Here is a 19,519-nt window from a genome sequence, read left to right on the forward strand (position 1 = left end):
CCCGGGGCCGGGGACCCTGGCGACCTGTCCCGGAGCGGTGATCGCGGGTACGGAGGCGCAGGTCACCGCTGACCGGACCGGGCCGCCGCAGTCACGGTGGAGCAGCAAGACCGTGGGGGCGTCGAGAGAGCCCGACGTGCCGGCCAACCGCCCGCGGCGCGGCAGCCGGTCCAGGCGGAGCCGTTGTGGCCGGTGGATCAGCCGGGACCTCGGCCCGCTTGTAGCGGGGCCGGCACAGCGGGGTGAAGCCCGCCGCCGCGCTTCACCCCGGCACGGCGGGACTGGCCTGGGCTCAGCTGGTCGTGTCCGGCTCCGGTGTGGTGAGGCCGGCACGGTGCGTGGCCTTGTGGAGGTCGTCGTGGGGGGATGACGCGGGCAGGGGGCCGCGGGCCGGAGCTTCGAGGGACTGGATGAGCAGGGCGACGACGCGCCGCCAGGCGTCGGGTCCGGCGCCGCCGGTGGCGTTGACGACACAGGCGTGCCATGTGGAGCAGAACGATGTCCGAGGAGTCGAAGTCCTCGCGCAGCGGCCTGCTCCCCTGGCCCGGCTGGTGAGTCGCAACATGCCTCGCGCGCCTCGCCGCGGCGCCCTTCCATGGCGTTGGCCGTGAGGAAGGGCGTGGTCAGGACGTCGGCGAGCCCGCGGTCGGCGGCCTGCATCGAGCAGGCGGTCTCGATGCAGCCGACGAAACCACGCCAGGTTTCTGCTCCTCGATGGGGGCGGTGACCGCGTCGGCGGAGGCGTCCATGCGGTCGTCGAAGATGTCGGCCACCAGCTCTTCCTTGGCGGGAAGGCCGCGGAACACGGTGGCGATGGCGACACCTGCCTCGCGGGCCATGGACGCCATGGAGGCGTTCAGGATGTCGCGGAGCCAGGGGCCACACCTGCCTGTCCAGCAATCGGATTGACCTATCCATTTTTGGTGTTAGCCTGGCTGCAGCGAGCCGGATAGACCTATCCGTTTCCAAATCGGATAGGTCTATCCGAATCTTCCGCTTCCCTACCGCGCCCTACGAAAGGATCGCTGTGACCAGCATCGCCATCATCGGAGCCGGCCCCCAGATGGGCATGGCCATCGCCCGCACCTTCGGCTCCCAGGGCTTCGACGTCGCCCTGATCTCCCGCAACCGCGAGAAGCTCGACGGCCTCGTGGCCACCCTCACCGCCGAGGGGAGCACGGCCGCCGCCTTCCCCGCGGACGTCCTCGACCATGACGCGCTCACCCAGGCACTCAAGGACGCCGCCGCGCGGTTCGGCGGCATCGACGTCCTGGAGTACTCCCCGCTCGCCATGGAATCCACCGTGCTGGCCAGTCCGGCCGAGAGCGACCCCTCCCACATCCAGCACGAGATCGAGGTCCAGCTGTACGGGGCCATGGCCGCCACGAAGGCGGTGCTGCCCGCGATGCGCGAGGCCGGGACGGGCACTCTGCTCTACACCACCGGCGCCGGCTCCCTCGACCCGCTGCCCATGGTCGGCAACGTCAACGCCGCCGCCGCGGCGCTGCGCAACTGGGTGGTCAACCTGCACAAGGAACTGGACGGCACCGGCATCCAGGCCGCTCACGTCGCCATCGACGTGGCGCTCGGCGGCAGCTCGATCGACCCCGCGCTCAAGGCGGCCAAGCCCGAGGCCGTCTCCTCCGTCTACTGGGAGATGCACACCACCAGGCGCGACGAGGCCGAGATCGTCTACAGGGGCTGAGGCCGCGTCGACCCTTGGTCGCGCCGCAGTACGGCATGCCGTACTGCGGCGCGACCAGGGAGAAGGCATCCCCGATCTCAGACCTCGGCGCTCTTCCGGCTGCGGCGTTCGGCGCCCAGGCGGGCGTAGTGCTCGATCAGATCGGGCGCGTCCACGACCCCCGGGTTGACGACCTGCTCGACCGGGGCGCCCTGCAGCAGGCGCTTGACCGGGACTTCGAGCTTCTTGCCGGTGCGGGTGTGCGGAACTCCGGGCACTTCGAGGATCTCGTCGGGCACGTGGCGAGGTGAGGCGCCGGTGCGGATGGCGTCGCGGATCTTCTCGCGGAGGGCGTCATCGAGGGTCGCCCCGGCGGCGAGGACCACGAACAGCGGCATCCAGTAGCCGCCGTCGGGTTGCTCCGCGCCGATGACCAGCGCCTCGGTGATCTCGGGGAGGCGTTCGACGACGTCGTGGATGTCGGCGCTGCCCAACCGGACGCCGTTGCGGTTCAGCGTGCTGTCGGAGCGGCCGTGGACGATCACCGAGCCGTGGCCCGTGACGGTGATCCAGTCGCCGTGCCGCCACACGCCGGGGTAGGAGGAGAAGTAGGCGTCGCGGTAGCGGGTGCCCTCCGGGTCGTTCCAGAAGTACAGCGGCATCGACGGCATCGGGCGGGTGACGACCAACTCGCCGACCCGGTCCACCACCGGCAAGCCCTCGGCGTCGTACGCGGCCAAGGCCACGCCGAGGTGGGGTGCGGACAACTCCCCCGCCCAGACCGGCGTGTTGGGCGCGCTGCCCGCGAAGCCGGACACCACGTCCGTCCCTCCGCTGATCGACGCGAGCAGCACGCGGTCGCCGACGTGGTCGCGGACCCAAGGGTAGGCGGAGGCGGGCAGGGCGGAGCCGGTACAGCCGACCACGCGGATCAAGGACAGGTCGTACACCGACGGGTCGATGCCGGACTTGGCCATGCCCAGCAGGTACTGGGGGCTGGTGCCGAAGACGGTCACCCGGTGGCGCGCGGCCAGCTTCCAGAGGGTGTCGGGTTGGGTGAGGGGTGCCGGGCTGCCGTCGTACGTGCAGGTGGTGGCACCTGTCAGGAGGGTGGAGGCGACGAGGTTCCACATCATCCAGTGGGTCGTGGTGTACCACAGGAGGCGGTCGCCGGGGCCCAGGTCGGAGTGCAGGCCGAGGGTTTTGAGGTGCTCCAGCAGGACGCCGCCGTGGCCGTGCACGATGCCCTTGGGCAGGCCGGTCGTGCCGGAGGAGAACACCACCCACAGGGGGTGATCGAACGGCACCGGCGTGCAGGCCAGTTCCTCGGTGCGGGTGACCGCGTCCTCCCACGGCACCGCCAGTGGCGGGTACGCCCGTGACGGCCAGGGCAGGCCCACATGGTTCACCAGCAGGGTGGCTTTCAGTGTCGGCAGCGCGCCGGCGAGTTCGAGGGTGGCGTCGCGGCGGTCGTGTCCTGTGCCGTTGAACAGGTAGCCGTCGGCGGCGATCAGGACGGTGGGTTCGAGCTGGGCGAAGCGGTCGGCGGCCGCCTTGGGGGCGTAGTCCTGCCCGCACACCGACCACACCGCGCCCAGGCTCGCGGCGGCGAGGAAGGCCACGATCGCGTGCGGGGTGTTGGGCAGGTAGCCCACGACCCGGTCGCCCTTGCCGACGCCCAGCTCGCGCAGGGTGGCGGCGACGGAAGCGGCCTGGGCGCGCAGCCGGGCCGTGGTCACCTCGTAGCTGGAGCCTGTCTCGTCGAGGGCGATGATCGCCACGGCGTCGTCGGCTGCGTTCCGCAGGGCGTGGTGGGCATAGTTGAGGGTGGCGCCGGGGAACCAGCGGGCGCCCGGCATGGTCTCCTCGGCCAGCACCCGCTCGTACGGCGTGTCCGCGTCGATGTCGAAGTACTCCCACACCGCGCCCCAGAAGCCCTCCAGATCGGTGACCGACCAGCGGTGCAGGGCGGCGTAGTCGCAGCCGGCCATCCCCGCGTGGCGGGCGAAGGCCGCGAGGTTGCTGTCCGCGATGGCCTGCGGATCGGGCGTCATGAAGGGCACGGTCATCGTGTGGCGCTCCTCAGGAGGTTGGCGTCGGCGGTCCGTCGGGGTGGGAGGGGGCTGCGCGTCGTGTGCAGGAGGGCCGCCCAGGCGGCGGTGTCGGTGAAGTCGCGCCCGCCGGCCGGGACGACGTCCATGACGACGCGGTCGGGGCGCAGCAGTACGGCGTCCGCCCGGCCCGTGTGCAGCCAGGCGGCGAGCGTGCCGTCGTCGCCCAGGTCGGTCACGGGGACCGCCCGGCCGCCGAGTCCATGGGCGACGGTGTCCAGCGAGGACCGGGGTTTGGCGGCGGTCAGTACGGCGAAGGAATCGCCGAGCACCTCGTCGAGGCGGGTTCGCCGTCCGTCGGCGGTGATCCACGGTTGCGGGCAGTGGGTGCCCACCAGACCTTTGCGGATGCCGCGCCGGACGAGGGGCCCGGCGGTGAGGGGCGGGTTGAGGTCACGGCCGACTGCCGCGGTCAGTCCGGGTATGCGGCAGGCCGCGGCCAGGAGTCTTCGGCGCACTGCGGCGGCACCGTCCTGTCCGCCGGTCATGGCCCAGCCCATGGCGACCGCGAGCCGGATCATGTGCCGGGCGTGTGGCTTGCGTTCGCTCTCATAGGTGTCCAGCAGCCGCTCGTGGCCGCCCTGTTCGAGGACGCGGGCGAGCTTCCAGGTGAGGTTGTAGGCGTCCTTCAGGCCCGCGCACAGTCCTTGCCCGATGAACGGCGGGGTGAGGTGGGCGGCGTCACCGAGGAGGAAGACGCGGTCCCGGCGCCATCGGTCGGCGATCCGTGCCCGGAAGGTGTACTGCGTCTCGCGGACGACCTCGAAGTCCCCGTCGTAGGACGGCGGCAGCCACGGGGCGACCAGCTCACGGACCGGCGTTGCGCTGTCCGGCAGCCGGAACTCCCAGCGGTAGCGGTCCTCGCCGACGCGCATGAAGGTCGCCGGGCGGTGCGGGTCGCAGACCTGGTCGACGCCCTCCCAGCAGCGGACGTCGGCTTTCGTCCGGACGTCGATGACGGTCCAGCGTTCCTCGAAGCGCAGGTCCTCCCATACGGCGCCGATGGCGTCGCGGGTGAGGCCGTTCGCGCCGTCGCAGCCGAGCACGGCCTCGGCCCACAGCCGGTGTTCGCCGTCGTCGTCGCGGTAGGTCACGCGCGCGGGGCCGGCGGTGTCCTGGTCGACGCCGGTGACCTCCGCGCCGCTGCGCAGTTCGCACTCCGGGTGCCGGGCCAGGGCGTCACGCAGCAGTCGTTCCAGCTCCGGCTGGTCGAACATGCTGGTCTGGGGGTAACCGTGGTGGCCGTGCCCGGAGCGCCGGAACTCGGCCATCACCCGGTGCCGGGCGTCCAGCAGTCGCAGCCCGTTCGCCGGTCGGGCGATCGCGGCGAACTCCTCCCCCACACCCGCGGCCTGAAGGATCCTGCGCACCTCGTCGTCGGTGGCGACGGCGCGCGGGAGCGGGTAGACGTCCTGGTGCCGTTCGAGGACGACGCTGCGGACGCCGCGCCGGGCGAGGAGGAGGGCGGCGGTCACGCCCACCGGTCCGGCGCCGATGATCACCACGGGTACGTCCGCCCCGTTGCGTTCGAGGGTCATGTGCGGCTCACTTCGGGTCTTGGCGCGGGTCGGCGACGGGCGTGCGCTGCTCGCCGAGGTCGATCCGGCCGTCCGGGGTCGCGATCGTCGCGGTGATCACGTCCCCCGCGTGCAGGTAGTGCGGGTTCTTCGCCTGGGACTTGAAGAACGCCCTCCACTTCACGGCGGGCGGCAGCAGCGCGCCGATCTTCTCGACGGGCTTGGGCGGGGCCTTGAGGGCCGTGCCGCCTGGCGTGCCGGTCAGCAGCAGGTCGCCGGCATCGAGGGCCTGGAACCGGGCCAGCAGGGTGAGAGCCTGTGCCGGGCGGACGATCATGTCGGCGAGGGTGCGGTCCTGACGCAGGTCACCGTTGACGCTCAACTTCAGCCGCAGATCGAGGAGATGGGCGAAGTCCTCCGGCTCCAGCAGCGCCAGGTGGGGCCCGGTCGGGGTGAAGGTCGGGTAGGACTTGCTCTCGTAGAACTGCGTCTTGGTCAGCTGGACGTCGCGGGCGCTGACATCGTTCGTGATCACCAGTCCGGCCACGTACGACGGCAGGTCCCGTTCCTCGACCACGGTGCCCACCGGCAGGGGTGCGCCCATGACCAGGCCCAGTTCGATCTCGTAGTCGAGGAACCTCACGTGCGACGGCCGGACGACGGCGTCTCCGGGTCCGCTGACCGAGCCGGACGCCTTGCGGAAGAAGGCGGGCGGGATGTCGCCGGTGAAGCCCGAATCACGGGCGTGGCTGCGGTAGTTGACCATCTGGGCGACGACCCGGCAGGGGGTGGTGACCGGCGAGAGTGCGACCAGCTCGGCGACGGACGTGCCCGCGTCACCCGAGACAGCCGCCTCCCGCACGGCGGCACGGTCGGAGATCAGCTCGGCGGTGGTGACGGCCTTGGTGTCGACGGGGACGGCCCGGTCGCCGAGGACGACCCACCATCCTTCGGCGGTGCGCAGGACGTTGGTGCTCATGTCAGTGCCTTTGTGAGGGGTTGGGGGTTCAGGACTTGGTGGCCTTGAGCAGACCGAGCAGGCGCGCCGGGTCCATCTCGTTGTCACCGCGCAGGGCCTCGACGACATCGCGGATCCGCTGCGGGGAGGGGCTCGTGCCGAGGAAGTCACGCGTGGCGGGCGGCCCCCACTGGGCCAGCCCGCTCGTCGACATGGGCGCCCATCCGGGTTCGACGTCACAGGAGAACAGGTCGCCGTCGGCGAAGTGCTCCAGCATGAAGTGGTCGGGATCGCGCCAGTAGTCGAACAGCTGACTGCCCTGGATGTGCCGGCCGATCCCCCAACTGCGCCGGTAGCCGCGCTCCTTCAGGTATTCGCCGCCGGCGGCGATCGAGTCCAGGTCGGTGACCTGGTAGGCGGAGTGGACATAGCCGGTCCCCGGCCCCAGGTGCATCGCCAGTGTGTGGTGGTCGGCGGGCACACTGCCGAGGTCGCAGCGGACGAACGCCATGGTGGGGCCGCGGTCCCGCTGTCCGTCGAGGAACAGGAAGTCGGACACGATCATCCCGAGGGTGTCCAGGTACCAGGACAGCGCCTGGGCGAACACCCTTGTCTCCAGCACCACATGGCCCAGCCGCTGGATGCGGGACGGCTCGCGCGGCGGGCGCTGCGTGGCGTTCGTACGGCGGTGCTCGGTACCGAAGTTGAGCAGCAGCGGCTGCTGCTCGGGCAGCGCCGGAAGCTGCTCGCCGCAGTGCACCACCCGCACCGGGAAGCCCGAAGGGTCGAGCAGATCGACGGCCTTGCCACCGCCGGGCACGCCCACGTCGCGCACGTCGGTGCCGGTGGCCCGCGCCAGGCGGTCCAGATCGGCCCGCTCCGCCGCACGGAACGCCGGGCCGATGAACCGGGACGTACCCCGACCGCGCCGGATCACCACGCACGGTGTGCCGGCGAAGGTGCCGCGCAGCCACAGCTCGGTCTCGGTGCGTGCGGCGACGCCGAAGCCGAAGTCCCGGGCGAAGACCTCGGCCCTTTCCAGATCCGGCTTCTCGAACTCCAGCCAGGCCAGGTCGGCCACCTTGATCACGGGATTGCGGGAGCGGCCGGGGTGTTCGCCGCGCAAGGCTCCCCGTTCACTGTGCAGATCCTCGTGGGCCGTCCTGGCATCAGGACTGTGGACGCGGGTTTCAGACATGGTGGCCTCCAGCAACATTGCCGTAATGATGGAATCATCAAGTTTGACGGCTTCGTCGTCAAGGCGTTCGCCGAGGCAAGTGATGAATTCATCAGAGCTGCTGTCGTCATCGCCCTCGCGGGTAGAATCCGCGCATGCCTACGTCAGCCCCGCCCAGCAACCGATTCGAGCGGCGCCGCGCGGAAACCCGTGGTGCCCTCATTCGCGCGGCCCGGCAGATACTCGCCGAGACCGGGGACACCGGCGCCAGCATCCAGGCGATCGCGGAGCGCGCCGACGTCGGATTCGGCTCCTTCTACAACCACTTCGAGTCGAAGACCGAGCTGTTCGAGGCGGCGGTGGTGGACGCCCTGGAGGAGTTCGGCCAGAACTTCGACGAGCGCCTGGCCGGGCTCGACGATCCGGCGGAACTCGTCGCGGCGGGCTTCCGGCTCAGCGCCCGCATGGCCGACTCGCACCCGGAGCTGATGCAGGTCCTACGCCGTCGCGGCCTCGGACACCTCCACTCGGACAACGGTCTGGTCCGGCGGGCACTGCGTGACCTCGAGGTCGGCATGGCCTCCGGCCGCTTCACCGCCCTCGACCCCGCGGTCGCCCTGTCCGCACTGGGCGGCACCCTGCTGTCCCTGGTGGAGCTCCGCTTCGCCCGCCCCGACCTGGACGGTGACGAGTCCGCGGTGAACCTGGCCGAGATGGTCCTGCGCATGCTGGGCGTGCCACCCGACGACGCCCACGAGGTCGCCCGACGCCCCCTTCCCGACGCGGCATGACCGACCCCTGCCCGCTGGACGACGGGCCCGGCCGAAAGGTGCCTCGAGCAGCCCCCACCGGAGCTCCGCGTGCACGACCCCGCCGGACCGTCCGCCGGAGGGCACGGCATTCCCCACGCAACAGGCGCTTCCGTTGTAGAACACCGCCCCCCACTCCGTTCGGGAGCGCTCCCAATCATTGAGGGCAGGACGACCGTACGTAACCACGCCCTGGTGAAGTCGTGTGCGCGATGCCCTTCGGTCGGTAAGATCGGTGACTTCTTGGGGGAGGTGGCATGGGCAGGCGACGCCCGGAAGCACCGACGCTGGAGGAGGTCGCCGCCCACGCGAGAGTGGGACGAGGCACGGTCTCCCGCGTCATCAACAACGCCGCGGGCGTGAAGGAGTCGACGCGCCGGGCCGTGCAGCAGGCCATCGACGAACTCGGCTACGTACCCAATCTCGCGGCCCGTTCCCTGGCCGGGCGGCGGGCCGACGCCGTGGCCCTGGTCATGACGGAGCCGGACTGGCGGCAGTTCGCGGAGCCCTTCTTCTCCGAGATCGTCACCTCGCTCGGGGACGCCCTGACCGACACCGGCATGCAGTTGATGCTGACCCTGGTCCGCTCGGACACCGAACGGCAGCGCTTCCTCGAGTACGCGCGCGGCGGCCGGGTCGACGGCGTCCTGCTGATGTCCGTGCACGCCGGCGATCCGCTGCCGGACATGCTCGCCGAGGCCCGGCTGCCGACGGTGCTGCTGGGGCGCCGCTCCGGAGACGAGTACGTCAGTTACGTCGACATGGACAACGTCGGCGGTGCGCGCAGCGCCGTCTCCCACCTTGTGCAGCGGGGCCGCAGGAGCATTGCCACCATCACCGGGCCGCTCGATCTGCACGCCGCCCAGTGCCGGCTGCGCGGCTACGAAGAGGCCCTGGCACTGGCGGGCCTGAAGGTCGAGCGGTCCCGTGTCGCCGAAAGCGACTTCACGGCGGAGAGCGGGCGCCGCGCCATGGCCGAGCTCCTCGAACGGCATCCGGACGTCGACGGCGTCCTCGCCGCGTCGGACACCACAGCGGCGGGGGCCCTGGAGGCCCTGCGCGCGGCCGGACGCCGGGTGCCCGAGGACGTCGCCGTGATCGGCTTCGACGACTTTCCGCTGGCTCAGCGGACCGAACCACGGCTGACCACGGTGCGCCAGCCGATCGAAGAGGTCGGGCGGGCCATGATCCGACTGCTCCTGGAGGAGATGGAGGAGGGCGCCGTGGCCTGGCGTCACGTCATCCTCCGGACGGAGCTGGTGGTCCGCGAGTCGACCTGACGCGCCCGCACAGCCGCCGGGGAGAGCCCCGGAGCCGCGTGCCGCGTCCCGCGGCCCTGTCCGACCTGAGGCTCCCAAATCGGTTCAACTTGTTCCTGTCGACAGCCTTGTCATGGACCTGAGCACTCCCTACAGTCCTGGCGAACCCAAAATTGGGAGCGCTCCCATTCATTAGCTGTTGAGAGCACTCCCCCGTTACCTCTCCCCCACCCCTGAAGAGGATCCGCATGCGTCCTTCAACGCACCATGCCCGCCGTGCGCGTGGCCTGCTCGGCGCGCTGCTCACCTCGCTCGTCTCGCTCGCCGCGCTGCTGACCACCGCCCCCGTCGCGCAGGCCGACACCACGATCTGCGAGACCTTCGGTACGACCACCATCCAGGGTCGCTACGTGGTCCAGAACAACCGCTGGGGCACCAGCGCCACCCAGTGCATCACCGCGACCGACTCGGGATTCAGGATCACCCAGGCCGACGGATCCGTCCCGACGAACGGCGCCCCGAAGTCGTACCCGTCCGTCTACAACGGCTGCCACTACACCAACTGCTCTCCCGGCACCAACCTTCCCGCTCAGCTCAGCACCATCTCCACCGCGCCCTCGAGCATCTCCTTCAACTACGTCAACAACGCGGTGTACGACGCCGCGTACGACATCTGGCTCGACCCCACACCTCGCACCGACGGCGTGAACCGGACCGAGATCATGATCTGGTTCAACAAGGTCGGATCCGTCCAGCCCATCGGCTCCCCGGTCGGCAACGCCAATGTGGGCGGGCGCGACTGGCAGGTGTGGTCGGGCAACAACGGCTCGAACGACGTACTGTCCTTCGTCGCACCGTCTGCGATCACCAGCTGGAACTTCGACGTCATGGACTTCGCCCGGCAGGCCGTCTCCCGGGGAATCGCCCAGAACAACTGGTACCTGACGAGTGTTCAGGCCGGCTTCGAACCCTGGCAGAACGGCGCCGGCCTCGCCGTGACCTCGTTCTCCTCCACCGTCAACAAGGGCACCTCCGGCGGCCCCGGCACCCCCGGAGGCTCCACGGCCTGCACGGTGGCCTACGGGACCAGCACCTGGCAGGGCGGCTTCACCGCCGACGTCACCATCACCAACACCGGCACCTCTCCCGTCAGCGGCTGGAAGCTCGCGTTCACCCTCCCCTCCGGGCAGCAGATCACCAGCGCCTGGAACGCGAACCTCTCCGGGGCGTCAGGAGCGGTCACGGCGAGCAACGTGAGCCACAACAGCGAGCTGGCGGCCGGCGGCCGGGCGACCTTCGGGTTCCAGGGCACGTCCAGCGGGACCTTCGCCAAGCCCTCGGCCTTCACACTGAATGGCGGTGCCTGCGCCACTGTGTGACGCGCACCCGTCCTCCGGGGCCCGCTTGTTTCCGCCACGTCGGCGGGCGGGCCCCGGAGACGTGTTGCCACCTCAACGTTTGGCCTCAAGACCCGGATGCGGGCTGACCGCGGCCGGTGCCCGGACGTGGAGGTCTGGTTCCTGGGCGGGCACGGGCCCGAGGTGACGAGGCTGCTCGCCCCGGTCGCCTCGGACGGCGTGAGGGCCAGGGGAGTATGGCTGCTCAGCCGCGGCGACCAGATCCTCATGCGGTCGTAGCTGCGAGCGAGGTTGGGACAGTTCGAGTTGGCGAGGGTGACCTTCCTCGACTTCTCCGGACTCGCGCGCTACTCCGCCGGCCTGCCTCTCTCCGCCGACCCACCAATGTTTTTCCGCGAACACACGGCGGTTGGTGGGACCCGCGCCGGCGAAGGAAACCCGCCCACGAGCCGTCCACCGCGTGACCGTCCGGCGTCGGGGAGCCGGGTCTGGCGCAGTTCGTCACCGCGGACCAAGTTGCGGGTGACCTGCGTGCGCAGTTCCGCGGCGCTGACCACAGTCCGCGAGCAACAGCCGTTCGCCGACTCCCCTGTTCACGCGGTCATGGTCAAAGACCTTCGCGTTGAGCGCGGTCCCTTCGAGCCCCGCGGCCCGCCCTCTGGCGGAACCGTCAGGCGGCGTGGCAGAGCGCCGCGGGGCCGGCCGGGGCCGCGGTGTGGGCCACGGTCGCGTGCACGGGACGGGCGGTGCGTCCTGTCGGCTCGGCCTGCGAGCGGTTCCGCGCGAAGACGACGAGGCGCAACACCACGAACCGCGCGACACCGGCGAGTGCGGAGGCGGACAGGTAGACGACCTGCTCGAGCACCGCACCGGGCGCCGCCACCAGCTGCTGCAGGACAAGCATCGCCACACTGGTCACCGCGTACGCGGCCGCTGCGGACCCGGCCGACTGCGCATGCTGGCGCCAGGTCGCGCGCCCGCCCGCGCCGAAGGTGAAGCGGGCATGCAGCTCGGTCGCGAGGAGCGTGGAGACCACGGTGATCACGGCGTTGGCCAGAACCCAGGGAATCCAGGAGGCGAGCGCCGCCACGGCGAAGCTTGAGGTGATCCCCACCCCACCCCCGAAGAGCACGAAGCGGGCGAAGGCGGTGAAGGCGGCGGGCGCCGCCTGCTCCTGGCTGTGTGGTGTCTCCATGATCCGGCCCCTCCGACGGTCACTCCCCGAAACGCGCACCCCTCGGCCTGCGAGGTCGAGGAAGTGCGCCGTAGTGCCACTATGGCACACGCCTGACACCACTTCGAGTCCAACATGACATCACGGCGCCATTCCATCCCGCCCCCGAGAGCGCTTCGACATGCATGACACCACGTTGAATCAGCTCGCCTCTTTTACGTTTTCGCAGTTCAAAAGGCACTTCGGTAGGCTCCGCGAACCAAAGGTGCCACTTAGGCTTGCAGCTGACGTCACGACGGTGCCATACTGGCGTCATGGACCTCACCCCCTATGTCGACTCCCTCCGCCGCGAACTCGCGGTGGCCGCCGAAGCCGGCGGCGACGAAGCCCGAGAGCTGGCCGAGAGGCTCACCGCTCCCTTGGAGTCGGCGACTCGTCTGACCATGCTCAACGTGCTCTCCGCCGCGATGGACGAGGTCACCCGTGAACTCGCCCCCGGCTCGGTCGACGTACGGCTGCGCGGGCTCGACCCCGACTTCGTGGTGACACCGCCGCCCACCTATGGCGGCGCCCCCGCCGAGCCGGCCGCGCCCGCCGAACCGTTCAGGGCCCCGGTCCCGGCCGACGGCGACGACGGGAGCACCGCCCGCGTCAACCTGCGCCTGCCGGCCCACCTCAAGACGCGCGCCGAGGAGGCCGCGACCCGCGAGGGCCTGTCGGTCAACGCGTGGCTGGTGCGCGCTGTGGCGGCCGCGGTCGACGGCGGCACCCGGCCGCGTACGACGGAGAAGGCCCAGACCGTCGGACAGAGCTTCACGGGCTGGGTGCGCTAGCCGCACCCGCCGACACCCCAGAAAAACCAGCACAGCACCCACACCACGTCCCACCAGCGGGGACGACCCAAAGACCCAAGAGGACGGGACAGCCATGCCTTCTTTCGACACTCCCGAAGCGATCTCGGTCACGGCGCGCGTGGAGGCCGGTTCCATCCAGTTCACCGCGGACGACCGCCTCGACACGGTCGTCGATGTGCGGCCCCGCGACCCGAAGAAGGACCTGGACGTACGGGCGGCCGAGCAGACCGAGGTCACGTACACGGGCGGCGTACTGACCGTCAGGACACCCAAGGGCAATCTGCTCGGGCTCGGCCGCACCGGCACCGTCGACGTGACGGTCGAACTGCCCGCGGACTCGCGCATCGACATGACCGGTGCCTGGGCCCAGGTGCTGGGCGAGGGCCGGCTCGGCGAGGTCCATGTGAAGACCTCGTCCGGAGACGTCCGCCTCGACACGACGGGCCCGCTCCAGCTGACCGCGTCGCACGGCTCGATCACCGTGGACCGGGTCGAGGGCCGGGCCGAGATCACCACCAGCTCCGGCAGCCTGCGCGTCGGCCTCCTCGACGGCCCCGCGGTCCTGAAGAACTCGCACGGCACCACGACGGTCGACGCCGCGACCGGCGAGCTGCGAGTGAGCGGCGCCAACGGCGACATCGAGATCCGGCGCGCCGAGGACTCGGTCACCGCCACCACCGCCCACGGCACCCTGCGGGTGGGCGAAGTGGCGCGCGGCACCGTCCAGTTGGAGACCAACTACGGCGCGATCGACGTCGGTGTCCGCGAGGGCACGGCCGCCTGGCTCGACGTCAGCTCCGGCTCGGGCCAGGTGCGCAACACGCTCACCGCGTCCGAGAGCCCGGAGCAGACCGAGGACACGGTCAAGGTCCGCGCCCGCACCAAGTACGGCAACATCGACGTCCGCCGCGCCAGGGCCTGAGCACCACCTCGCCAACCGGCCCCTTCCCCTCATCACTTCAGCCTTCGATCGGAGGGCCCCATGCCTTCATCTGTCATGCCCACGCCCAGAAAAGGTGACGGTCCGCAGTCGCCGGTCGCCGTCTCCACCGTCGGTCTGCGCAAGTCGTACGGCGACAAGACCGTCCTCGACGGCATCGATCTGCGCATCCCTGCGGGATCCGTGTTCGCGCTGCTCGGACCGAACGGTGCCGGCAAGACCACCGCCGTGAAGATCCTCTCCACACTCATCACCGCCGACGGCGGACAGGCCCAGGTCGCGGGCCACGATGTCGCCACGTCACCGGACGGCGTGCGCGCCGCGATCGGTGTCACCGGGCAGTTCTCCGCCGTCGACGGCCTCATCACGGGTGAGGAGAACCTGCTCCTGATGACGGACCTGCACCACCTGCCCAAGCACGAGGGCAGGCGAGTCACCGCCGAGCTGCTGGAACAGTTCGACCTCACCGAGGCGGCGAAGAAACCCGCCTCCACCTATTCCGGCGGCATGAAGCGCCGCCTCGACATCGCCATGACCCTGGTCGGCAAGCCCAGGGTCATCTTCCTCGACGAGCCCACCACCGGCCTCGACCCCCGCTCCCGCCACAACATGTGGCAGATCATCCGCGAACTCGTCTCCGACGGCGTCACCGTCTTCCTCACCACCCAGTACCTGGAGGAGGCCGACGAACTCGCCGACCGCATCGCCGTGCTGAACGACGGCAGGATCGCCGCCGAGGGCACCGCCGACGAGCTGAAGCGGCTGATCCCCGGCGGGCATGTCCGGCTCCGCTTCACCGACCCGGCCGCGTACCAGAGAGCGGCCTCCGCACTGCGCGAGGCCACCCGGGACGACGAGGCGCTCGCGCTGCAGATCCCCAGTGACGGCGGCCAGCGCGAGCTGCGCTCCCTCCTCGACTGGCTGGACGCCGCCGACGTGGAGGCCGACGAGCTGACCATGCACTCCCCCGACCTCGACGACGTGTTCTTCGCCCTGACCGGCGGAGCCGACCGAACCGACAAGAAAGGTGAGGCTGTCCGATGAGCTCCCCCCTGGCTCCCGCCCGCCCGACCCGGCTCTCGCTCGCCGTGCGGGACTCGAGCACGATGCTGCGCCGCAACCTGCTGCACGCGCGCCGCTACCCGTCCCTCACCCTGAACCTGCTGCTCACGCCGATCGTCCTTCTACTGCTCTTCGTCTACGTCTTCGGCGACGTGATGAGTGCGGGCATCGGCGGCGGAGGCGCCGATCGCTCGGAGTACATCGCGTATCTCGTCCCGGGCATCCTGCTGATGACCATCGGCGGCACCCTGGTCGGCACCGCTGTGTCCGTCTCCATGGACATGACCGAGGGCATCATCGCCCGCTTCCGCACCATGGCGATCCACCGCGGCTCCGTGCTCATCGGGCACGTCATCGGCAGCGTGCTGCAGTCGGTCATCAGCGTGGTTCTCGTCGGCGCCGTCGGTGTGGCCATCGGCTTCCGCTCCACGGACGCCTCGGCCCTGGAGTGGCTGGCGGCATTCGGGCTGCTCACGCTGTTCGCCCTGGCGTTCACCTGGATCGCGGTCGGGATGGGCATGGTCAGCCCCAGCGCCGAGGCAGCCAGCAACAACGCGCTGCCGCTGGTCTTCCTGCCGCTCATCTCCAGCGCCTTCGTGCCGGTCGACGCGATGCCGGGCTGGTTCCAGCCGATCGCCGAGTACCAGCCCTTCACCCCGGCCATCGAGACCCTGCGCGGGCTGCTGCTCGGCACCGAGATCGGCAACAACTGGTGGATCACCATCGTCTGGTGCCTGGGCCTCGCGGCGCTCGGCTACCGCTGGTCGAAGGCGGTGTTCGACCGCGACCCGAGGTGACCGCGCGGACTGCCTCCGGCAGTTCGTCCCGGCCGCGGGCGGCGTATTCCGGCACTGCGTCGGTGTACGCCGCCCCGGCGGCGTTCTGCATCAGCGCCGGTCGGTCGACTGTCCTACGCGATCGCCGTAGTGGACAGGTCCGGTTCCGGCGAGGGTGGGTGGCTCGCCACCATGGGCAGGGTCAGCACCATGGTGAGGCCGCCGCCCGGTGTGTCCTCGGCGTGCAGGGTGCCGCCGATGGCCTCCACGAAACCGCGGGCGACCGCGAGTCCGAGGCCGACGCCGTTGCCGCGTGGTGAGTCGCCTTAGCGCTGGAGGGTTCGAAGATGCGGTCCTTGGCCTCGTCGGGGACGTTGCCAGTTTCCTGCGTGGGATGTGTTCCAGGCCGTGCAACATCATCGCGGTGCGCGGCCGGTGGTGGTGCTCGACGAAGGCGACCGCGCCGGGGGGCCGCGCCGAGGTAGATCCGGAACGTGCCGCGTGCCATGTGCGTCCGCAGTGCAGTGACCCGGTGGCCGGTTCCGCCACGGCGACCTCGCGCACGTACGCGGCGATGGGACGGCCCAGGCTGCGGCTCTCGCGGTCAGCCGTATGAACGGCGCTCCGGGGCCCCACTCCGCCCAGGAGCGCTCCAGCGCGGGTAGCAGACGGTGAGCGCGCGCACCTCGTCGCCCAGGGAGGCCGCCGCGGTCAGCGCCTCGGACGTCAGGCGGGAGAGGGAGGACACGGGGACGATCACCAGCGAGCGCTCGCGATGAGGGGTCTCGGGGATGCCCCTCGTCGTCCCCGCGCGCAGGCATCGCAAGGCTCACACGACGATGCAGGTCATGGCCGCCCACAGCAGGGGCGAGTGCTCGATCCGGCCGTCGGAGCGCCAGTGGTCCAGTTGCTCGCGCTGCCAACGGCCTAGCCGGGCCACCGGGTCCTGGTCCTCGTGGGCGGTGTCGACGGCGACGACCGCTGCGGACAGCGGGCGAACGGACTCGGGCAGGCCGGCCAGGCGGTGGAAAGCGAAGCTCGTCGGCAGCACCCAGCGGGTGGCCGTCACCAACTCGGCGCCGTTGTGGAGCATTGCCGAGGCCAGGCCGAACGACTCGGCGAACCGGAGATCGCCGCCGCTCTCGCAGCCGATGAGAGCGACCCGTGGCGGCGCGGGCCAGATCCGCGCCCCCGGCTCTCCATCGGCACGCAGGGGGAGGGTGCCCAGCAACAGATCCTTGGCGGACAGGGGGCGATGGGTACGGACCGTCTCGGCCAGGCCGGTGGTGCCCGGACCGCAGCACAGATGGAGCGTGCCGTCCTCGCTCTGGCCGCCCTCGACCGGCGCGCCGCTCACGTGCCCGACGTACATCAGTCGGCGTGCCCCCTTCCGGAGCGCGCCGCTCAGCCAGTCGCGGTCCAGATCGGTGCGGCGGAAGGCCTCCGCCGGGGTGGCGACGGACGGCACGACGGCGCCCGCGTCGAGGCGGCTCTGGACGAACGCGAGCAGCTCCGGGTCCGAGCCGGGCGGTCCAAGGACCGAGCCGAGCGGGGAGTCAGCACGGAATCCGGGGATCCGTGGGTCGAGGACGAGAACGACCGTATCGGTATCGGTATCGGTATCGGGGGATGCGGCGGAGTCGCGGTGTACACCGGCATCCCGGGCCGGACTCGGACAGGGCCCCGGATCAGGCCGCCGCAGTGACGTCGGCGCCGTGGTCACGACGTCCGCCAGATCGATCAGCCGTACGTCGCTCTCGGCGTCGACGGCGAGCAGTTCCCAAGGAACCTGGGCGACCCGGGGAGAGGGCTGGATCCGCACCAGCGGACGGCCCGCGCGCGCCGACACCTGCCGTATCTGCGCCGTCAGTCCCTCCGGCCACACCGCCTCGGCCAGCTCCCGCGCGAGTGCGTGCTCGTTGTGGGGATCGGTCATCGCTCCCGACGCGAACGCCTGCCGCATTCCCTCCGCTGCCGCGCCCGGCCCCGGCAGCGCTGCGGCCAGCGCACGCACCGCCCGGTCGACCTCGTCGGCCGGTCCGTGGCCGGTTCCGAACCCCCGGGCCCCGCCGGCCCAGGTCCAGGTCATGAACAGGTCGCCGGCGTCGGCCAGCCGGACCTGGACGACCGGGCGGCTCGTCAGGTCGTCGGTGTTCGAGAACGGCACCTCCTCCTCGTCCACGATCCGCCGGTGATAGCGGAACTGGGCCGCCGCGATGTACTCCTGGAGCGCGACCCGGCCGGACTCCTGCGACATCCGCACCTTCGGCGGTGGCGCGACGCGCAGGCCGGCGGATGCGGCGGCGTCCGCCGCGACTCCCCCGAGCGTCGTCGGGCCGTCGACGTGCCCGTACACCTTCATCGCCGCACTCGGGAAGACCGAGACGCTCTCTCCGGTCTCTCCGGAGGCCTTGGCGTCTCCGGCGTCTCCGGCAGCCGAGGCGGGCGGCGTCGACGGCGTGCGGTCCAGTGCCAGGGAGGCGCCCGCGCACCGGTGTTCCACCAGTTCGAAGAGCAGCCCCTGGTCCTGTCGGCGTACGGCGAGACGGAAGACCAACCGCATGGCGTCGTCGGCGAGTTCCAGCCACTGGCTGCGGGCGTGGGCGGTGGCGAAGCCGTAGCGCGCCGCCTCCAGGGCCAGCGCGGCGGGCAGGGCGAGGGAGAGCGCGTTGTCGAAGGACGTGCGTTCGTGGTGGCCGTGGTCCGTCCGGTTCAGGTTGTCCTCAAGGGTTCGCGCGAGCATGAGGTCGACCTGTGCGCACCGCTCGTGGACCTCCCGCCCCTGGTACACGTCCCGGGCTTCCTGGGCCAGCCGCTTCATCTCCGTGATGTCGCCGCGGTCGTAGGCGTGTTGGGCGCCCAGGAGCATGGTGTCGGCGGCGGCGATCGAGGCGCCGAGTTGTTCGAACCGGGACAGGCTCGCCGCCATCAGGTCGTCCGCGCCGGTGCTGTCACCACGCCGGCCGGCGAGAAAGGCCCGCGCCTGTTCACAGACGGCCAGATCCCCGTACCACCGCTGCCGCTCGAAGAACGCGGAGGCCTCGGCGAACAGCTGCTCCGCGAGGTCGAAGTCGCCCCGGCGCATCGCCGTGTACGCCCGGTGCGCGAGAAGCGACTGCAGTTCACCGGTGTCCCCCGTCGCCCGCAGAACGTCCTCCGCGCGGGCGAAGTAGTCCTCGGCCGGGTCGAACCGCCCGGTCGAGGCGCAGATCAGGCCGAGGGCGATCAGCAGGCGCGGGATGGTCTCCACCGCGGTCGCCGGCGTGGTGGACAGCAGAGCCGAGGCCTGCTCCTCGGCCGCTCCCCACTCGCTCCGCTCGATCAGCAGATGAACCCGGTTCAGACCGAGTTCGGACGTGCGCAGTCCCTCGGGGTCGTCGAACTCGGGCAGCCTGAGCGCCGCCTCGTCGAGACAGGCCAGTGCCTCGTCCAGGCGCCCGGTCCTGCGCAGCAGGTCCGCCCTGGCGAGCAGCGTCCTCAGCACCATCTCCAGCCACAGTTGACGGCCACGCGGTCCCATCGGCGCCGACGCGATGCCGTCGAGCAGGGCACGGGACCGCTCGACGGCGTCCTCCGCCGCGAGCAGGTCCGTGGCGGTGAGCCGGACACTCGCGATGTTCGCCAGAAGATGCGCCCGCAGGAATTGCACGTCGGGCGAGTCCTCGATGGATTCGGCCAGGGTCAACAGTTGCTCGTAGACGGCGCACGCGGCCGTGAGATCGGCCGCCAGCTGGTGCTGTTCGGCCAGGGCCAGACCGCTGTCGAACGGCTCCCCGTACAGCTGCGCCACCGCCGCGTTCTCTTGTGGCTCGCCGTCTTCCCGGCTCGTTTCCGGCATCC

17 protein-coding genes and 2 pseudogenes are annotated in these 19,519 nt (G+C 70.9%); 9 read left to right on the forward strand and 10 right to left on the reverse strand.

What is annotated here, in order from left to right; translation table 11 throughout:
• Window positions 1-292: 292 nt before the first annotated feature.
• Complete coding sequence (locus M2157_RS04675; RefSeq protein WP_280864514.1) at window positions 293-565, reverse strand: hypothetical protein; 273 nt, start codon at window positions 563-565, stop codon at window positions 293-295.
• Between the two features lie 58 nt (window positions 566-623).
• A complete protein-coding gene (locus M2157_RS04680) occupies window positions 624-848 on the reverse strand; it encodes a hypothetical protein (RefSeq protein ID WP_280864515.1) in 225 nt (74 codons plus the stop codon).
• A gap of 179 nt (window positions 849-1,027) precedes the next feature.
• Between M2157_RS04680 and M2157_RS04685 the strand changes: the two genes are divergently transcribed.
• Entirely contained in the window at window positions 1,028-1,705 is a 678-nt protein-coding gene (locus M2157_RS04685; protein WP_280864516.1) for an SDR family NAD(P)-dependent oxidoreductase, read from the forward strand.
• Between the two features lie 77 nt (window positions 1,706-1,782).
• On the opposite strand, the gene M2157_RS04690 is transcribed toward M2157_RS04685, so the two are convergent.
• From M2157_RS04690 to M2157_RS04705, 4 genes are read right to left on the reverse strand one after another with little or no spacing between them, the layout of a single operon-like run.
• Window positions 1,783-3,753, reverse strand: a complete 1,971-nt coding sequence (locus M2157_RS04690) for an acetoacetate--CoA ligase (RefSeq protein ID WP_280864517.1) — start codon at window positions 3,751-3,753, stop codon at window positions 1,783-1,785.
• Window positions 3,750-5,333 (reverse strand): bifunctional 3-(3-hydroxy-phenyl)propionate/3-hydroxycinnamic acid hydroxylase, encoded by a 1,584-nt coding sequence (locus tag M2157_RS04695; RefSeq protein WP_280864518.1) that lies wholly within the window; start codon window positions 5,331-5,333, stop codon window positions 3,750-3,752. The genes M2157_RS04690 and M2157_RS04695 overlap by 4 nt, the downstream gene beginning before the upstream one ends.
• Before the next feature lie 7 nt (window positions 5,334-5,340).
• Complete coding sequence (locus M2157_RS04700) at window positions 5,341-6,291, reverse strand: fumarylacetoacetate hydrolase family protein (protein WP_280864519.1); 951 nt, start codon at window positions 6,289-6,291, stop codon at window positions 5,341-5,343.
• Between the two features lie 28 nt (window positions 6,292-6,319).
• Complete coding sequence (locus M2157_RS04705; RefSeq protein WP_280860531.1) at window positions 6,320-7,468, reverse strand: VOC family protein; 1,149 nt, start codon at window positions 7,466-7,468, stop codon at window positions 6,320-6,322.
• Between the two features lie 134 nt (window positions 7,469-7,602).
• Here M2157_RS04705 and M2157_RS04710 point away from each other — a divergent pair, with 134 nt between their 5' ends.
• The 4 genes from M2157_RS04710 to M2157_RS04725 all read left to right on the forward strand — a co-directional run bounded on the left by M2157_RS04710 (window position 7,603) and on the right by M2157_RS04725 (window position 11,152).
• On the forward strand, window positions 7,603-8,238 hold the full coding sequence (locus M2157_RS04710; RefSeq protein WP_280860532.1) for a TetR/AcrR family transcriptional regulator: 636 nt from the start codon (window positions 7,603-7,605) through the stop codon (window positions 8,236-8,238).
• Window positions 8,239-8,513: 275 nt separating this feature from the next.
• Window positions 8,514-9,536, forward strand: coding sequence for a LacI family DNA-binding transcriptional regulator (locus tag M2157_RS04715; protein WP_280864520.1), 1,023 nt, complete (start codon window positions 8,514-8,516; stop codon window positions 9,534-9,536).
• 227 nt (window positions 9,537-9,763) lie between these two features.
• Complete coding sequence (locus tag M2157_RS04720; RefSeq protein ID WP_280864521.1) at window positions 9,764-10,894, forward strand: cellulose binding domain-containing protein; 1,131 nt, start codon at window positions 9,764-9,766, stop codon at window positions 10,892-10,894.
• A gap of 96 nt (window positions 10,895-10,990) precedes the next feature.
• On the forward strand, window positions 10,991-11,152 hold the full coding sequence (locus M2157_RS04725) for a hypothetical protein (protein WP_280864522.1): 162 nt from the start codon (window positions 10,991-10,993) through the stop codon (window positions 11,150-11,152).
• 391 nt (window positions 11,153-11,543) lie between these two features.
• Here M2157_RS04725 and M2157_RS04730 read toward each other — a convergent pair whose 3' ends face one another.
• Entirely contained in the window at window positions 11,544-12,068 is a 525-nt protein-coding gene (locus M2157_RS04730; protein ID WP_280864523.1) for a hypothetical protein, read from the reverse strand.
• Window positions 12,069-12,361: 293 nt separating this feature from the next.
• Here M2157_RS04730 and M2157_RS04735 point away from each other — a divergent pair, with 293 nt between their 5' ends.
• The 4 genes from M2157_RS04735 to M2157_RS04750 all read left to right on the forward strand — a co-directional run bounded on the left by M2157_RS04735 (window position 12,362) and on the right by M2157_RS04750 (window position 15,700).
• Window positions 12,362-12,880 carry a toxin-antitoxin system HicB family antitoxin gene (locus M2157_RS04735; RefSeq protein ID WP_280860537.1) on the forward strand — a complete coding sequence of 173 codons (519 nt, stop codon included), beginning with the start codon at window positions 12,362-12,364 and terminating at the stop codon, window positions 12,878-12,880.
• Between the two features lie 94 nt (window positions 12,881-12,974).
• Window positions 12,975-13,823, forward strand: a complete 849-nt coding sequence (locus tag M2157_RS04740) for a DUF4097 family beta strand repeat-containing protein (RefSeq protein WP_280860538.1) — start codon at window positions 12,975-12,977, stop codon at window positions 13,821-13,823.
• Window positions 13,824-13,883: 60 nt separating this feature from the next.
• Window positions 13,884-14,885: an ATP-binding cassette domain-containing protein gene (locus M2157_RS04745; RefSeq protein ID WP_280864524.1), complete on the forward strand. Its 1,002-nt coding sequence runs from the start codon at window positions 13,884-13,886 to the stop codon at window positions 14,883-14,885.
• The gene (locus tag M2157_RS04750; RefSeq protein WP_280860540.1) at window positions 14,882-15,700 is read left to right on the forward strand and encodes an ABC transporter permease; all 819 of its coding nucleotides are present in this window, start codon (window positions 14,882-14,884) and stop codon (window positions 15,698-15,700) included. Before M2157_RS04745 ends, M2157_RS04750 begins: the two co-directional genes overlap by 4 nt.
• A gap of 113 nt (window positions 15,701-15,813) precedes the next feature.
• On the opposite strand, the pseudogene M2157_RS04755 reads toward M2157_RS04750, so the two are convergent.
• The 3 genes and pseudogenes from M2157_RS04755 to M2157_RS04765 all read right to left on the reverse strand — a co-directional run.
• A pseudogene (locus tag M2157_RS04755) lies at window positions 15,814-16,052 on the reverse strand (ATP-binding protein); the annotation flags it as partial.
• A 158-nt stretch (window positions 16,053-16,210) separates the two neighbouring features.
• Window positions 16,211-16,478 (reverse strand): annotated as a pseudogene (locus M2157_RS04760) (amino acid permease); the annotation flags it as partial.
• 30 nt (window positions 16,479-16,508) lie between these two features.
• Window positions 16,509-19,517, reverse strand: a complete 3,009-nt coding sequence (locus M2157_RS04765; protein WP_280864525.1) for a hypothetical protein — start codon at window positions 19,515-19,517, stop codon at window positions 16,509-16,511.
• Window positions 19,518-19,519 lie beyond the last annotated feature (2 nt).

The organism is Streptomyces sp. SAI-127, assembly GCF_029894425.1.
GTDB lineage: Bacteria > Actinomycetota > Actinomycetes > Streptomycetales > Streptomycetaceae > Streptomyces.

Excerpts from the sequence above, each read along its gene's own strand:
- M2157_RS04675 (WP_280864514.1), bottom strand. The coding sequence starts at position 565 with ATGTTGCGACTCACCAGCCGGGCCAGGGGAGCAGGCCGCTGCGCGAGG.
- M2157_RS04680 (WP_280864515.1), bottom strand. The coding sequence starts at position 848 with ATGGCGTCCATGGCCCGCGAGGCAGGTGTCGCCATCGCCACCGTGTTC.
- M2157_RS04690 (WP_280864517.1), bottom strand. The coding sequence starts at position 3,753 with ATGACCGTGCCCTTCATGACGCCCGATCCGCAGGCCATCGCGGACAGC.
- M2157_RS04695 (WP_280864518.1), bottom strand. The coding sequence starts at position 5,333 with ATGACCCTCGAACGCAACGGGGCGGACGTACCCGTGGTGATCATCGGC.
- M2157_RS04700 (WP_280864519.1), bottom strand. The coding sequence starts at position 6,291 with ATGAGCACCAACGTCCTGCGCACCGCCGAAGGATGGTGGGTCGTCCTC.
- M2157_RS04705 (WP_280860531.1), bottom strand. The coding sequence starts at position 7,468 with ATGTCTGAAACCCGCGTCCACAGTCCTGATGCCAGGACGGCCCACGAG.
- M2157_RS04710 (WP_280860532.1), top strand. The coding sequence starts at position 7,603 with ATGCCTACGTCAGCCCCGCCCAGCAACCGATTCGAGCGGCGCCGCGCG.
- M2157_RS04715 (WP_280864520.1), top strand. The coding sequence starts at position 8,514 with ATGGGCAGGCGACGCCCGGAAGCACCGACGCTGGAGGAGGTCGCCGCC.
- M2157_RS04720 (WP_280864521.1), top strand. The coding sequence starts at position 9,764 with ATGCGTCCTTCAACGCACCATGCCCGCCGTGCGCGTGGCCTGCTCGGC.
- M2157_RS04725 (WP_280864522.1), top strand. The coding sequence starts at position 10,991 with ATGCGGGCTGACCGCGGCCGGTGCCCGGACGTGGAGGTCTGGTTCCTG.
- M2157_RS04730 (WP_280864523.1), bottom strand. The coding sequence starts at position 12,068 with ATGGAGACACCACACAGCCAGGAGCAGGCGGCGCCCGCCGCCTTCACC.
- M2157_RS04735 (WP_280860537.1), top strand. The coding sequence starts at position 12,362 with ATGGACCTCACCCCCTATGTCGACTCCCTCCGCCGCGAACTCGCGGTG.
- M2157_RS04740 (WP_280860538.1), top strand. The coding sequence starts at position 12,975 with ATGCCTTCTTTCGACACTCCCGAAGCGATCTCGGTCACGGCGCGCGTG.
- M2157_RS04745 (WP_280864524.1), top strand. The coding sequence starts at position 13,884 with ATGCCTTCATCTGTCATGCCCACGCCCAGAAAAGGTGACGGTCCGCAG.
- M2157_RS04750 (WP_280860540.1), top strand. The coding sequence starts at position 14,882 with ATGAGCTCCCCCCTGGCTCCCGCCCGCCCGACCCGGCTCTCGCTCGCC.
- M2157_RS04765 (WP_280864525.1), bottom strand. The coding sequence starts at position 19,517 with ATGCCGGAAACGAGCCGGGAAGACGGCGAGCCACAAGAGAACGCGGCG.